At 43.1% G+C, this 15,137-nt stretch carries 17 protein-coding genes; all 17 read right to left on the bottom strand.

Annotation, left to right across the window (positions count from 1 at the left end):
- Positions 1–3: 3 nt before the first annotated feature.
- Positions 4–855: a phage tail family protein gene (locus tag CHH91_RS04635; RefSeq protein ID WP_095222312.1), complete on the bottom strand. Its 852-nt coding sequence runs from the start codon at positions 853–855 to the stop codon at positions 4–6.
- Between the two features lie 10 nt (positions 856–865).
- On the bottom strand, positions 866–5,611 hold the full coding sequence (locus CHH91_RS04630; protein WP_095222311.1) for a phage tail tape measure protein: 4,746 nt from the start codon (positions 5,609–5,611) through the stop codon (positions 866–868).
- A gap of 38 nt (positions 5,612–5,649) precedes the next feature.
- Positions 5,650–5,934, bottom strand: coding sequence for a hypothetical protein (locus tag CHH91_RS04625; RefSeq protein ID WP_095222310.1), 285 nt, complete (start codon positions 5,932–5,934; stop codon positions 5,650–5,652).
- A 74-nt stretch (positions 5,935–6,008) separates the two neighbouring features.
- Positions 6,009–6,509, bottom strand: coding sequence for a hypothetical protein (locus CHH91_RS04620; RefSeq protein ID WP_095222309.1), 501 nt, complete (start codon positions 6,507–6,509; stop codon positions 6,009–6,011).
- A gap of 60 nt (positions 6,510–6,569) precedes the next feature.
- Complete coding sequence (locus CHH91_RS04615; RefSeq protein WP_095222308.1) at positions 6,570–7,151, bottom strand: hypothetical protein; 582 nt, start codon at positions 7,149–7,151, stop codon at positions 6,570–6,572.
- The gene (locus CHH91_RS04610; protein WP_095222307.1) at positions 7,138–7,572 is read right to left on the bottom strand and encodes a hypothetical protein; all 435 of its coding nucleotides are present in this window, start codon (positions 7,570–7,572) and stop codon (positions 7,138–7,140) included. The genes CHH91_RS04615 and CHH91_RS04610 overlap by 14 nt, the downstream gene beginning before the upstream one ends.
- Positions 7,569–8,063 carry an HK97 gp10 family phage protein gene (locus CHH91_RS04605; protein ID WP_095222306.1) on the bottom strand — a complete coding sequence of 165 codons (495 nt, stop codon included), beginning with the start codon at positions 8,061–8,063 and terminating at the stop codon, positions 7,569–7,571. Before CHH91_RS04605 ends, CHH91_RS04610 begins: the two co-directional genes overlap by 4 nt.
- Positions 8,053–8,397, bottom strand: coding sequence for a hypothetical protein (locus tag CHH91_RS04600; protein ID WP_095222305.1), 345 nt, complete (start codon positions 8,395–8,397; stop codon positions 8,053–8,055). Before CHH91_RS04600 ends, CHH91_RS04605 begins: the two co-directional genes overlap by 11 nt.
- Positions 8,394–8,729, bottom strand: coding sequence for a hypothetical protein (locus CHH91_RS04595; protein WP_095222304.1), 336 nt, complete (start codon positions 8,727–8,729; stop codon positions 8,394–8,396). Before CHH91_RS04595 ends, CHH91_RS04600 begins: the two co-directional genes overlap by 4 nt.
- 13 nt (positions 8,730–8,742) lie before the next feature.
- The gene (locus CHH91_RS04590; RefSeq protein WP_095222303.1) at positions 8,743–9,036 is read right to left on the bottom strand and encodes a hypothetical protein; all 294 of its coding nucleotides are present in this window, start codon (positions 9,034–9,036) and stop codon (positions 8,743–8,745) included.
- A 60-nt stretch (positions 9,037–9,096) separates the two neighbouring features.
- On the bottom strand, positions 9,097–10,086 hold the full coding sequence (locus tag CHH91_RS04585; RefSeq protein WP_095222302.1) for a major capsid protein: 990 nt from the start codon (positions 10,084–10,086) through the stop codon (positions 9,097–9,099).
- A gap of 31 nt (positions 10,087–10,117) precedes the next feature.
- Positions 10,118–10,480, bottom strand: a complete 363-nt coding sequence (locus CHH91_RS04580; protein ID WP_095222301.1) for a hypothetical protein — start codon at positions 10,478–10,480, stop codon at positions 10,118–10,120.
- A 3-nt stretch (positions 10,481–10,483) separates the two neighbouring features.
- Positions 10,484–11,248: a hypothetical protein gene (locus tag CHH91_RS04575; RefSeq protein WP_095222300.1), complete on the bottom strand. Its 765-nt coding sequence runs from the start codon at positions 11,246–11,248 to the stop codon at positions 10,484–10,486.
- A gap of 293 nt (positions 11,249–11,541) precedes the next feature.
- Positions 11,542–11,760 (bottom strand): hypothetical protein, encoded by a 219-nt coding sequence (locus CHH91_RS04570; protein WP_095222299.1) that lies wholly within the window; start codon positions 11,758–11,760, stop codon positions 11,542–11,544.
- On the bottom strand, positions 11,760–13,205 hold the full coding sequence (locus CHH91_RS04565; protein ID WP_176465673.1) for a phage minor capsid protein: 1,446 nt from the start codon (positions 13,203–13,205) through the stop codon (positions 11,760–11,762). Before CHH91_RS04565 ends, CHH91_RS04570 begins: the two co-directional genes overlap by 1 nt.
- Positions 13,206–13,216: 11 nt before the next feature.
- Positions 13,217–13,480, bottom strand: a complete 264-nt coding sequence (locus tag CHH91_RS04560) for a hypothetical protein (protein ID WP_095222298.1) — start codon at positions 13,478–13,480, stop codon at positions 13,217–13,219.
- Complete coding sequence (locus CHH91_RS04555) at positions 13,467–15,110, bottom strand: hypothetical protein (RefSeq protein ID WP_176465672.1); 1,644 nt, start codon at positions 15,108–15,110, stop codon at positions 13,467–13,469. Before CHH91_RS04555 ends, CHH91_RS04560 begins: the two co-directional genes overlap by 14 nt.
- Between the last annotated feature and the right edge of the window lie 27 nt (positions 15,111–15,137).

Below are 15,137 nucleotides of genomic sequence, written 5' to 3'. Positions count from 1 at the left end.
CACCTACAGATAATAAAAACGAAACAGGAATTTAATTTCTTCGATAGAAGATGTTCCTGTAACGGTGAATGTGTTCCATCCAGGAGCCAGCCGAATTAACTCTCTATTAGTGCTCCGAATTATATTAGCTTTGTTAAGCTCATATTCACTTCTATTTAATGTTAAGACATCACCAGCACTAAGTTTCCCTTCATAGCGAAAAACGTCTCCTGTAGTTTCGTTTTGAATCTGAAAATAAGTACCAGCAACAGCTTTAACTGTAATTCCAAGCTCATGTTCCAACGGATCAACTATGACATTGCTTGGATTGTAAAGTTTGAAACTTGTACTTTTAAAGCTGTAATCCTTACTTCCATCTTCGCTTGATAACCCCATTCCAGTCTGCCAATTAGGGACATCAAAACTTTGTAAATCTTCAGTTGTATTTATAGATTCGCAGAATGGTGACGGGCTTATAAATGTCAGGGAAAAGTCTCCCCGCAGCACGAGTTCCTCCATACTGTATTCCGAATCAACTTTCACCAACCAGCGTTTACCTGGTTCCCGATCACGTATCAAGTAAAATGGTTCCCTGCTATCGAACATGAAAAAAATCTCATTCTGAAGCAATGCGTAATCAGGAAGATCAGACGGGAACATACTCAGTTCAGCTTCGATTACCCTTCCGCCATAGGTGGTTCCCATATCCCAAAACCCATTTCTACCTTCAGCTTCTTCTCTTACGTGATTGGGTGCGGGTGATCTAAGCAAAAGCTTATTCACCAGCAAACCAATCTCGTACATGTCATAGGTTGTTCCGTCCGCCCTAACTATTTTGAAGTTATGGGAAGTCTTTGGCGCTATAAAAACTGGCACTTAGATCACCTCACAATTTAAATTTGGATACAGCATAGTTTTCTCCGTTGGCTTGATCTATGGTGTCTTTCACAAACTCCGCTAATTTTTCATCATTTAGGAGAATCGCGCGTTCCCTCTCAGTTGCATTAGCGATTCTTAGAAGCAAATCAAGAATCTCTTGATTGTCTTGATCATCTTGGAAGAAACCAAGTTCACGTCCTGTCTGCTCCCATATAGCACGCTGGCTTGGTCGTTTAGCCGGATCATGACTTATGATACTCTCAGCCCATCCACCTTCCGCAATCCACGCCAATTGAGCCGTATCTACGATACCTCCGTCAGCATAACCAACATACTTCATGCCGTTGAGCATCGCTTTGATGCCAGGCACCTCATTAATGGATCCGTACCTTCTCTTGATGTAGTTGATTGCTGCAGCAGCATTATGAATAGGATTTAGAATATTATCCCATCCAGGCTCTTTATTTGCATGGAAGGTAGGTGGAATGGTCTGCATTAATCCTTGGGACGGAATGCCGTTTTTCCAGTTTATATCCCATTTATTGATTGCATTAGGATTACCACCTGATTCTTTCATAGCAATCGTAGTCAAGGGACCAAGCCATGATGATGGTACTCCAGTACGATAAATAGCAGCTGATATCCAGCTTTTAACGTTACCTGGAGCGCTGCTGTCGAATGAGCCGAAGTCATCAAATTTCTTTCTGATAAAGTCGTGCGCACCTTTTGTGGCAAGACTAAATGCTTTTTTGCCTGCTTCCCCAAATGGTTTAGGTAGTGTTGGGATTTCAAAACCCAGTGTCTTCATCGCAAGTTTAAGTAACTTACCTGGATTAGTAGCATAATCCCAAATATTGAATGCAACATCCTTTATTTTCTTGGCGCCTTTCTTTACGCCCTCTTTAACAGCAGATGCCGTGCTCGAAGCAGTGTCTTTAAAGGAACTTAATTTTTCCTTGCCCACTTCGTATAACCCTTTACCTTTTTTCGCGATGCCGCTTATTGCGCCGCTAATTTTCCCTGAAATTCCGTTTGCATAAGCTGGAATTTCATCTAGTAATTTTCTAGTGTCCTTCGCAGATACAACTGTCGATCCTTTCGGTAAGTTCATGAGTGTATCGGTGTCAGGAGATAAAGCGACTTTTCCATCTGGTGTTTGGATTAGCTCTTGACCGGCATTTGAACCTCGTCCGTCCCCAACTATTGCAGCTCCGCCAGGATGCCCTTTCGTTCCTTTTGCATATTTGGGTACGTCCCATGTATCAACCCACTTGTCTTCCGGAACATTAAGCTTCTCAAGAACCCAGTTCACTCCACCTATAACACCATTTACGCCTTTACCGAGGATATCAGTCATGCTGTTTATGACTTTCTTAATACCGCCAGTTACTTTATCCTTCATTTTGCCGATACCGTCACCGATTTTTCCTGGCAACTCTTTGGCTCGATCAACGATTTTTCCAAACCAATCTCGGACAGTATTATAGACGTTTTTAAATATGCTCTTAGTTCTGCTATAGATGTTATCCCAGGCACCTTTAACACGGTTGTATATGCTGCTTACTCGGCCTGATATGAAATCACGAATAGTATTGAATATACCTTTTAGGAAGTTCCATACATTCTGGAATACACTTTTCGTGGTGTTCCAGATTCGATTCCAAACAGTGGTAACCAACCTGTAATAGGCGTTAAAGGCGGTTGTGAATGTCGATTTCAAGAAATTAAAGATGCTTTTCAAGAAATTCCAGACATTGTTGAACACTGACTTCGTTGTATTCCAAATCTTTGTCCAAATGCTTGTTACCAGTCGATAATATGCATTAAAAACTGTTGTAAACAGATTTTTTATTGTGTTAAAAATGCCTTTTAAAAAGTTCCAGACGCCTTGAAATACTGTTTTAGTCGTATTAAAAATCCTTGACCAGATACCAGTAACCAATCGGAAATAACCATTAAACGCAGCATTAAAGGTGGTTTTCAGGAAATTGAAAATACCCTTTAGGAAGGTCCATATGCCGTTAAATACTGTTTTGGTGTTATTCCAAATGAACTTCCAGCTGTTTGATATCACTGTTCTAAAGATATTAAACGTTCCTGTAAACAATGATTTCAGCGTATTGAAGGTGTCTTTCAAGAAATTCCAGATACCCGTAAAAGCAGTTCTTGTGGCATTCCAAGCGGTTGTCCAAGCTGTTCTCAAGTTACCGACAATAGCGCCTAAATTACCTCCAAAGAGGTTCTTTATCGCTGCCCAACCAGCTGTAGCTGCTGCTTTAAATCCGTTGAATAAAAGTTTAACGCCTTTTAATATTCGCCCGACTAATAGCAGGTTGATATATCCCCAAACGAGCTCTATTGCACCGAAGAAGATATTCTTAATACCTTCCCACATCTTCTTGAAGTCGCCGGTAAATATGCCAGTGAACACCTGGATAATACCCTTAATCACATTTACGGCACCTTGGATGACATTCTTTATCGAACCCCAGACAGACTCGATAATGGCTAGAACAACCGGCATTACAAACTTAATAATGCTCAACACAAAGTTAAAAGCATTCTTTACGGCTTGTATGATCTGTTGTCCGTCAGATTTCCAGAATGATACTATCTGACCAACTATATTACCGACGAAGGTAACAACGTCATTAAGTATTGGTTCAATGAAGGGGTAAATGGTACGGAATACTGCAATTGCATTGGAAACAAGAGTCTTGGCAAGACCTAGTACAAGCTTGAATGCATCTGGTATTCGTTCAACGGCGCCCATAATTCCATTTGCAATACGGATAGCCATCTGAACTTGCTCATCGCTGAGCCCCATTTGCTTAAGCAGGTAAGCACCCTCTGCTTTATTATCTGAAAACAGAGAGGATATTATCGTTCGAATACGGTTTATCGCATCCATGATAAGGTTCGCGCTACGAATTGCTAGCTGAATTTCCTTATCATCGAAGCCCATTTGTTTTAACAGGCTAGCTCCTTCAGCTTTGTGATCTGAAAATAACGAACCGAATACTTTACGCAATTTTCCCGACCATTCTGTTACCTTATCAATTGCTGTGTTAATGCCAGGCATAACCTTATCTTGTATTGGTAGGAGGACGCCTGTAACAAACTTACGGCCGACACCCTGCGCCGCTTCGCCTATAGTGTCATAGTTAACGTCATTGATTTCCTTTAATGTGTCTGCTGTTTTGTCTGCTTGTCCTTCTACATCTCCTAGTGCTAAGACAGCCCTTACACCTACATCCTCTGCCAATGTACCGAATAAGCCTACAGCAGCCTGTTCCTGTTTGCTTGCATCACCAATTCCACCTATAGCATCAGTGACTTGTTTGAATGCTTCGCGACCAGATTCTCCACCTTTATTGAATTTCTCAATGATCTCATCGGCATTTAATCCGGCCGCCTGTAAAGCCTCTCTCGTCGTATCAGATCCATCTCGTATCCGTGTAGCGAATTCATTGACTGCATCTGCTGCCACATCGCTGTTTCTTGCTCCAGCTTCGATAGCGTTGTTTAGCATGTTCATTGACTGCTCACCATTAAAGCCTAAATCAGCAAACGCATGTGAGTATTCCCAAAAGGTATCTAATAAGTCGTTTCCAACGTTCACACCAGTCTGCTGCCCTTGAGCCAACAATGTTAGAGCCTCTTCTGACGAATAGCCAAATTCGTTCATCATTTGACGTGCAGCGTTAATTGTTTCGGGAACTTCCCAACCAAATGCATCTTGCAACAACAGTGCTTCTTTGGTGGCACTTTCTAGCTCATCACCAGTAAGTTTTGTGGCTTGCTTGACATATGCCATAGCATCTCCGATTTCTCGAATACCTGGTCCGACATTAGCGCTGTAAATGTCTCGAATGGAACTGTTCATTTCTTTCAGTTCTTCATCAGTGGCGCCGGTCTGTACGCTAAGTTTGTTCATCGTTCCTTGCATTTCATCTGCAACCGCAACCGCTTTATAGATACCTGCTAGAAACGCTGTAACACCAGCTGCTGCCGCAAGCGTACTTCCCTTTATACCAATAAAAGCTTCTGCCACTCCGGCAATGCCTTTTTTCGAATCTCCAGTTTCTTTCAGTTTATTGTTCGTTTCGCTGACACTATCACCTAAGTTGCCAACATTAGATTCAGTCTTGTCCACTTCACTGTTGAAGTCTTCCAATCCCTTGCTGTCCTTGCCTACATCTGCTAGCGCATCATCGGCTTTATCAGAAGCTTTCTCAATGTCATCCATGCTTTTCTTGCCGGAAGCACCAAGCTCTTTGAGATTGTCCGTAGTCTTTTGAGCAGCTTTATCAGTTTGATCAAGACCCGTTTTCAGCCCAAGCTTCTGAAGATCCTGATTTACAAGATTAATAGCAGACTCTAACTCTTCAAAGCTATCTGAACCCTCTGTACCAAGCTTTTTCAGTTCTTGCTCGCTTTTCTGTACAGCTTTCTGCAGACGCCGCTGTGTTCCTTCACTGACTTCGCCATATACGTCCATTTCACGCTTAGCATCTTCAATAGCAGTTGCTAATGGCTTGAATACTTTTGGATTACCTGACTTCTCAAGCGCTTTTTCGAGCTTACCAGTGGATTTCAGAAGGTCGTCATAACTTTTATTGGCTTCTTGTACTGCCTTATCGGTAGTAGGACCAAGCTGTCTGATTTCCTTCTTCACTTCATTGATTGTCGCTTTGAATCCTTTAGCAGTACCTTCGAATTTGGTACGCAATTCTCTGATAGGACCCGCCATTGGTTACCCTCCCTTCTGCCGATCTGCTCGCAAACTCTCTAAACACTCGATAAACCACCCGGCTTATTCTGTTGAGCTGCCAATCTCTTCATCAACTCTTCATCCCATTGATATACCTTCGCTGGTCCCTTGTTTTCAGGAAGCTTAGGTTTAAGAGATTCGACAAACTCTCGCTTACCTTGCTCAAACTTATGATCGCGCTTCTCTCCCATAGCGGGAGGGCGTGTATACATAGCGATTAGGTATTGAATAAATTGTTCGGCTTTCTTTTGCTCTACAAGGTCCTCATCTCGTCTTAATGCCATATCCATGTACATGAGCATTGAGGAAGCTTTACCATGTATAACTTCCTTTGCTCCCCCGAGATCCTTTGCCAGCTTAAATACGAATGCTTCTGTTAGTGTTGGGCCGAAGGTTTTATTGCGTTTGTTACTTTCGCCACCCCAATCTTGAACGCCAACTTGCGCTTGGTTTTTGCGAAAGACTTTTTTCCTCGCTCCACCAAAGCCTCGATGTCGTTCTCCTCGATTACGGCATCATAAATATCCAAGACTTTCATCAGCTTTTGCTTTTTCAAGATTGCTAGATCGATTCCACTCATTACAGATACTAGCTTGATAGCATGTCCCGGCAGTTTAACTGCGAATAATTCAAATGATCCTATAATGCCTTTAATGAATTTCTGATCTAGTACAAGGTCATCATTCTCGTTCTCAAGAGATCCAAGGAAGTCATTAACCATTGCAGCAACTTCTGGATTTCTTTCAGCTTCAGAAAATACGTCTGTAACAACTTTCATCATTTCTTCGTACTGCCAGAACTCGATATCCTCAATTTCATGGCTTTCTGTGCGTACTGTATCTTGTTCTTTAATTTTCACCTGTACTGTTGTTGGCATCCTATTTCCTCCTAATGAAAAAGAGGAGCGCCTTTTGGCAACCCCTCATTATTTTTTGATTTATGCAGCTGGTGTTTCGCTAGCGTTTGGATCAGTTCCACCAATGTAGAAATAGTTACCCGGCTTGTTGGCATCAGCATTGTCACGAACAAACATTGTAAGCTCGATAGTGACGTTACCTTGCTCATTACCAAATGTACGAGCCATTTCACCGTTGGAAGCCATTTTATAGATTGTGATATCCATGTCCTTGTAATCAACAGCGTACTGTCTAGGGTGGATCGTAACCTTTTTGCCTTTTGTACGGATGGATGTACCCATCTTAGAGTCCATTAAGCCTGTAAGCTCTCCAGACTCCGCGTCAGTAATCTCCTCAGTGGCTGCAAGAGCCAATTGAAGCATCTTAATGCTTTGGTGGGAGGCTGTGATAGTCACTGTACCTTCCCAACCTACAAGGCGCTGATCGTAAACGCCTGTACCAAAGTCTTGGATAACAATATCCTCAAATGAAGGTGTAAGACTAAGTTCTCCGCCTTCAGCTTGATAGTTGTCTTTACCATCGAATTTAATTGCGTCTGCCCCTTCACCTATTAGGATATCGGATAGCCCAAAAGGGATATGAATCGGATCAACTGTTGCCATCAAGAATTCCTCCTCTAACTTTTTTAAGTGTCACATCAAAATTAAGCGAGTATTCCATGACATCATCTTGTACACCAATCCTATTTGGATCACTGGCTGCCTCGATGAAATAAACATGGAGTAAATCCTCACCAATCTGACGTTCTTGCTCATCATAAAGAGGAACCGCAACAGTGAAGTTTCCCTTCTCGTGCAGTTCCTCATGTATCTGATCTACAAGGCTTTCTAAATAAGCCCATTTTGACGACCGTAGCCATATCATGTATCGCGGGTATCGCATCTTATCTTCATAAGTGCTTGGCTTGCTCCCGCCCTCGTAATAGATAGTGCCTGTATTGTCATTGTTCGTATAAAAGCTCGTTGTCCAGGTAAGCCCCGGAAACTTTGCTGCTAGTCGGTTCATAAGATATTCTTGTATCATTTGCGACCACCACCTAGAGTGATATCCATGATACGCTGCAGCATATCGTTGTAATTCGTTTCTGTAGCAAGGATTGCGTTCTCCATGAACTTACGACCCGGACGCATCCCCATCCATGTAGGCTTACGGGCAGTGGCTCTACCCCGTCCACCTACATAGTAATTAGGAAACAGAGATCCGTTATCGTATTTATCATGGACACCCATTCGATATGGTTCTTCATGCCTTCTGAGTGCATATGAAAGGTTTGAACCGCCTTCTACTGTGACGGTATCACCATTTAATTCAGCCCGGTCGAAGGTTATGCTCTGTTCCAAGTCGCCCGTGTCATAGCCCGCCAGCGCTCGGGAGCCTTCTTCGACTAACAAGCCATATTCGGTGTATCCATCGACTAGAGCTTCCTCAAACTTGTCTCCCATATGTTCAAACTGATCGATTAATTCCTCCAATCCTTCCCATTCCAGCGACAGGAATCCATCCTTACTGGCCAATGTGAACAGTCCTATAAAAGACTTTGGAGCCTGATAGATTCAATATATCCTCCACGGCTACCACCTGCCCTTTAGTTTGAATTCCTAATGCATCAACGTAGGTGAGTGTTGTCTGGTAATCAACCTTTTGGTAGGTTGGCAAATCAACCTCCAGCACTGTTTCGTGTTGTTGACCATCTGATGCTTCGACAACCTTTGTTTTTCGCTGTACACGCGCTTTGCTCACCACTTGCTCCGGTGTAACTGGACGACCGTATCTATCTTTCTTAGGTTGACCATTCTCGTCCAATACCGGAATCTCCAGGAGGACCCGGTGCCTCATTGGTGGTTTCATATCAATCTACCAATCCCGGCTTTGTGATATCCCAAAATGGTTAGAACATCAGGGGATATGCTGCCAACACTGATACTGACTGAAACACCCTTAGTAGAATAAGAGGTAATGCCATGCCTTTTAAGCACAGCAAAATACTCTTCTTCTCCTTCCAACATGTACATGACTTGGATAGCAACTGCACGATCAGTTAGCTTGGATTCATCGAATTTATCTTTCAGCAGTTCAGTGGCAGAGAATACCGCTTTTTTTCTTGCGTCATTATCTAACGCTGTGTAAGCATCGGAATTAAAGATGCTTTCTAGATATGCATTTATTGTTTGGAAATCCATTCGGATCACCTGCTTATTCTTGATTTTCTAGGATAAAGGCAATGCGCTTTTCTTCATTTGTGATTTCTTCCAAGTTACCGCCTGCTTGTTCGACAATGGCTTTTTGTCCTTCAGCACCAAGCTTTTTCAAGGAAGCCTCAGTGTACTTCTCTTCACCATTACCGCCCTCTTCGGTTTCTTTTCCTGGAGCGTTTTTCAGCTTGTGACCCAAACGAATTGCTTGTTCTTCTGTAAGTTCAACTTTTTCTCCTGGCGCAATCATCTTTCCGCCTTGAGTTAAATAAGCATTTGCTTCATATTTCGGCATGTTAATGCCCTCCTTTTATTTTTGATAAAGAAAAAAGCAAAGCCTCGTTAGAAGCCTTGCTTATACAGATAGATGAACGATGGATTGTGGACGCTGCAGACCTGGGAATGCCGCTTCACCAACGCGAACAAATTGTCGTGGTGGATCTGACTCACGTTTTGTCACACCGAATTTACCCGGGTTGAAGTTGTTTTCTTCTGTCGGTCCAAGGAATGTTTTCCCTAGATCAGCACCCAAGAATACTACTTTGTTATCAGCAAGGAATTGCACTTCTTCTTCACCATCTAAGGAATAAACATCGTCGTTTATTTCATATGGAGGTAGACCAAGTGCAGTGAATACAGCTCGCAAGTTTTCTTGTGTAACGATACGATTACCGTTATTCTCACCGAATACCTGAACGCGAACCTGTTCATTCTGCAGCAAGTTAGCTTCTGTAACGCTCGTCATGTGCATAGCCACTGGCTTCTGGCGTTTGTTCGTCTTCTGGAACTGACGGACAGCCACCTGAATGTCAGTAAGTGGTGTAGAAGCAGGATCGCTCCATGGAGTAGTTGCCGTGATTTTGTTCTCATCCAGCAAATCGAATGTAACTTCAATTTCAAGATCGTTGTCTTCGTCCTTGTAATTGAGCACCCCATTGTACAAAGCTTGAGCCCGCAGATACTCCTCCGTATCATCAACACCATAAATAAGCTCATCAGTGTCGTTATACACGGCTTCTACTGCGCGTTGCTTCTCTCCTTCGGTACGTGGTCGGTTAAACTTCAGGATCTCTTTCTCGTCCAAACGGAAACCATGTTGAATCTTAGCGATAGAACCGTAAACTTTCTCTAGTTCCTTTTTATCGCGCAATGGTGTAGATGCGTTCCATCCAGTGATAGAAGCAGCGCGACCATATTTATTGTTGATTACGCCATAAGAGAAATCGATGTCATCAATTGGCTCTACTGGCAGGAATCTTGCAAGCGGATAAGTTCTGGAAGGCGGTACGCTTTCCACGTATCCTTGAAACTGTTCTCCTTGGAATTCATCAAGATGTGTTGGCATGTATTTTTCCCCTTTCAATTACCTTCGTTTTTTAGATATCGAATACAAGACGGCCTTTAGTAGCTTCTTTAAATGCAGCATTAACGCCTGTGCATTTTCGTTCAAGTGGATGACCGGCAGCAAGTACTCCGACAATCGGATTTTGATTGGATAGAACTTTGACATCATGTGTTGTCAGACCAGCAGCAGGAGCAGTAGCAGGCGTATCGACCGCCCAAGGATGGAATAAGCCATCTTCACCCTTGTACACTGCGGTACCAGCTTTCACGTACTCTCCAGCAGTAAAGTCGGCGCCAGAAAGTGTTGCACCAGCTGTTTTGAACTGTAGATCATTAGCGTTACGCAAGAACTCTTTCTGTCCTGCGATTACTTCGCGGCGAGGTTGTAGATTCATTGATTAGTCCTCCTTCTTTTTGTGGCGAGCAGCAGCACGTTCAGCACCGAGAGCTCGCGGATCTTTCTTTTTCGTTTTATTATTGTTTTTCTGGTTCCGACCAGGCTTGTACGCTTTCTTCTTTGTCGAAGGTTCGTCTTCATCCTCATCGTCCTCATTATCGTCACGACTACCACCGAGTAGATGACCGAATTCCGCTTCAAGATCATCGATAAGCTCTTCGAGGTTGTCTGACTCTCCGTCTTCGTCCAGATCCACTTCATTCAAGTCGATAAGACGGGCAACCAACTTAGGATTGTGACCGCGTTCCAGCGCTTCTTCTTTTACTAGCGCCCGCTTTTCTCTGCGTTCCGCCCGCAGGAGGCGTTGTTCTTGCTCCTTTGATTGGGAATCGTCACCTTCATCATCGTCAGCGCCTTTCCCCTTCTTCTTCTCTGCCTGTTGTTTGAGTCGGCGAGCCTCTTCAGGGTCAATGCCCTCGAACTTCTTCATTCGTTTTCCAAGCTGTGTCTTGAATCGCTCATTATATTGCTTCTTGAACTTCGGATTCTTTAGCAGCTCGTTTAAATCCGGCGTGTCATCTTCGTCCTCGTCCTCATCCGAATCATCGTCGTCTCCTCCGTCATTCTCATCGCCGCCCTCGTCATCTTCTCCATCAGCAAAGAACTGAAGATTAAGTTTGTACGGCATGCGACGTTCAACAGCAGGCGCAGCTGCCGGAGTTAGTAGACTGATAATCCATAGATAAATAACGGTGAATGGTTTCATTGTGTTGCTCCTCTCCTCTGCTTTATGGTGCAGGAACCAATACTCATATAGCTTTTAGCGCCGTCAATATGGTTTGGGCATAAAAAAATAAGCCTTATCGGCTTTCGTTTTTATTGCTATACCTATATTCGATGTATGCAATAGCAAGCAATGCATTATGCAGTGTACTACTCTTCAATATCACCACCACCTTTCAGCAGCTACATAACGCAGTAGCAAAGCGAGATGTAGGATCACTTCCTTTCAGGAGAATATAAAAAAGCCATCTCTTCAAATGTACGAGAGATGACTTTTTAGATTTTCTTCACAGTAGAGATTTGATCTTCCTCTAATTCAACTAACATGCCAGCTGAATATGACCCGTAATTTTCATATGTCTCCACCAAAAAGGACTCATAATCCTCTTCTAAATACTGTTGTGGTTTACAACGTAGCTTTTCTCCATTCTTCAGATGGACTTCTACTTTTTTATCGATATTCTCTGCTAATTTAACCAACATTTTCGCAGTCATCAATATTCATCCTCCTTCTTCGGATATAAATGGACCCCATTATTAGAATAAACAATCATAAAGGCTCTAGTATCTACGTATTCCATGGATCCAGGATCAAAATATTGACCAATAATCTTGCCTGCAGTTATCGCCTCTTTAGGTGGATTCCTCAAGCTGCTAGCAATAATACGGCCAGTTCCACTATATTGATTCACTAACTTTTCAGGATCTTCGGTTAGGATGGAAGGCTTAGATCCCCTTTCCCCTAATTTTAACATATGCATCTTATATTCGTTAGTACCTTCAATATGCTTGTTTTGTTTACCTTTACTGATAGTTTTAGGATAATATCCACTATTGATTCTTTCCCGTTGAGATGAGAGTACATTCTCTTTCTCAAATCTTTTTTCAAGATGCTGGTAGTTAGTAGAGTTAGCTCTTTTCATGCGCCGGAATGATCCGATGGTTTTAGGTGCTTCATCACCAAACATTGCTTTCCACTTAGCATACTCTTTCTTTTCAGCATTAGCCTGCTGCCTTATCTTCTGATTGCGCTCATATTGCTTCTTAGCAGTTATAGAACGGGGGTCCTTCTCAGGATTGAAAGACTTCCATTTGCCCTTTTCCTTTTGTATTTGCTCCTCTGTTTTGAACGCCAGAACAAACGGTCTAACAGTTCCTTGGCAGTTAGGATGGTAAGGCGGAAGCTTTACACCTTTGTCCTTTATCGATTTGAAGCCAGGATTATCGCCAGTGAGATCGATTACCATGTCCTTGAATCGAGCACATACTTCGCATGTGTCGCTTCTTTCGTTGACCTGGACTAATGTAACTTTATTCTCTTTATAGCGATTGACAGAGCCTTGTGTGGTGGCTTCTCGTGTCTTTGCTCTTGTAACTGTCATTGCATAGAAGTCCAACGGCAGCTTCTTGCCGTCCTTCGTAACGAATGAGGTTAATCCACCCTTTTCAAAGGACTTGGCCACACGTTGCTGTATAACCTTACGAGCATCTCCAACAATAAGACCATTGGTTATATCTTTCTTAACCTCTTTGAGCGTGTCTTCAATGTTGTCCTTTGCACTGCCCTTTGCAGTACGAATAGCGGCCTGAAAATCACTTAGTGTATCGCTCACAAGCTCATTGACTGCGTCCAAATGGACTTTCTTCTGGAATGGTGCTGCAACTTTACCGGATGCGGTTAACGCTGCAACCTTCTCGATATCCATACCCTCATCAATTAGCATTGCAGTAGCTTGGTCAATGCCCCCGAAGTAAGCTTTCAAGAGTAATTCAGGAATGACAGTATTAATATCGATGTCCATCTGCTCAAGAATCTGTATTATAGACTCAATCAACACGCTAGCTTCATCATCCTGTTGTAGGTCACCTGCATCTTGTACCTGGTCGTTAATGGCTGATACGGAAGCTGTGATGTATTTGAGTAGTTGTTCCTCATTCATAAGAGCCTACCCTACTTTACATCGTAAACATTGAATACTTCTGTTTCGGAGTCGCTGCTTTGCTCTGGAAAATTAAAAGATTGTTTATCTATTTTCAGTTCATACTCATTTTCGAGAATATAGGCTACATCTTTCGGACTTACATCAGGACGATTTTGAAGGATGCCTTCAACGAGTATAGAGAGATCATTTGCTGACAAGTAATCTGGCACTCCTACGACCATTTCTTCGGAGTACGTCAATTTTTGTTCAAGCTCAATTTTAACTTTCTTCATCTTCTGCCTCCTCCTCTTCCTCGTTGGTTTCCTGCTCATTGCTACGATCAGCTGGATTATCCATGAAGTTAGCCAGCGTCATAGCGCCAGCTGACATGCTGTTGCTCGATGTTGCTTCCTCTTCGATACGTACAATCTCCTCTTGAATCCATTCTTCCGATGCATGAGGATTAATGCGGCGTACAGTTGTCTCGAGCGACTGCGCCTGTTTGCTGCCGTTGAATGGAATCATATTCTCTTCGATAAGCTCCTTACGGCTAACCGGTACCATGGATTGAACTGTGATTTCCGGTTCCTCTATAATCACAGCAGGATCATCTTGATTAGCCAGCCACAGCGCACTTTCGAATAGCTGTTGCAGGAAGTAGATATATTCTTTCTGCAACTGATCGGCTTTGGATATGGATGTGAACAGGTCGTAGAACTTAGCAACACCGGATTGTGCCGGGCTGCCGCCTTCGTCCATGTAGAAATCGACCGCCTTTTCAGAAGTCCTTGTCTCTACGAACATGAGCTTCATGAGGTCTTTAACCCACTGGATGTCACCGATCTTGGTGATGTCGATTTGGATGACTTCCAGTGACTTTCCTTGGTCATCCATTGTAGTGATTTCCAAGTCACGATGGTCAATCTTTGTTTCATCGCCATATCGCTGCTGTGCAGCATCCTGCAGTGCTTGGAATACTTCCTTCGATACAGCAAGTCTCGGCTTACCGTTACGCTCGAATGTTAGTCCACTGCGTGTCAGTGTCCAGTTGATTTCATCTTGCTTACCGAACTGGTCTTTGAGAACTGATTTCCCGTAAGGATGGGAAAATGTCTTTTCATTCGCCCAATACTGAATGAATGGACGGTTGCGCCCCTCATAGAATACTTCCAGCTTGTCTGTTTCCTTCATACCAAGGATTTCTTTCGCTTTCTCATCATCAATCCTATTGGTTTTGGAATCTCTGCCAATAGAAAAGAGCATGTTGGAGGTTCGCAATCCATTCTCTTCAACACGCTCTCTATATACATGCAGATATTTTTCATCTTCTCGCTCAAAATAGTAGGCAAGATCACTGCCTAATTCATCTTCATGTGGGAAGTAGACATCTCTTTGCTTGAATTCCAGCCTTATGCCACGCTCATCTTCCCACACGCAGCCAACAAGGCCACCATCGACTTGATGCGCGACAATATTTGACCAGTGCTCGAACTGCAGCTTGCTGTTCTTATCGATCTGCTTAATCAGTTCATTCTGGATATCTAGTACGGTGCCGTTGAACGAATCATCATTAGGACCATCAATCTTTTTCTCTGTTTCTTCATCCAAACTCTCGTTCTGCTCATCCGTTGATTTTACAGACGACTGTATCTTGCCGATAGATCGCGCCACCAGCGTTGCGGGTATCTCAGGTATTAACTTGGCTACATTGGCTATGATATAAGGCGGACGGACGTTTATAGCCTTGCGTTTACCCTCTGTAATGTTATCGACGATTTCACCCTTATCGACCAAGTCTTTTGCTCGGCCGAACAATTCGGTGTGATCACCATCGTATAGTTTGCGATAATCTGAAATAGGGCCGTGATATTCCTTTATCACGTCTTCTCCCCATTTCGTCCACTCGATCGGACCATTTGGCATTCTCTCACCTTCTTTCGTGCAAAATAA

This window comes from Virgibacillus sp. 7505, assembly GCF_002272135.1.
GTDB lineage: Bacteria > Bacillota > Bacilli > Bacillales > Amphibacillaceae > Terribacillus.
The sequence above is the reverse complement of the archived record's forward strand: the minus strand, read 5'-3'. Positions and strand labels throughout refer to the sequence as shown.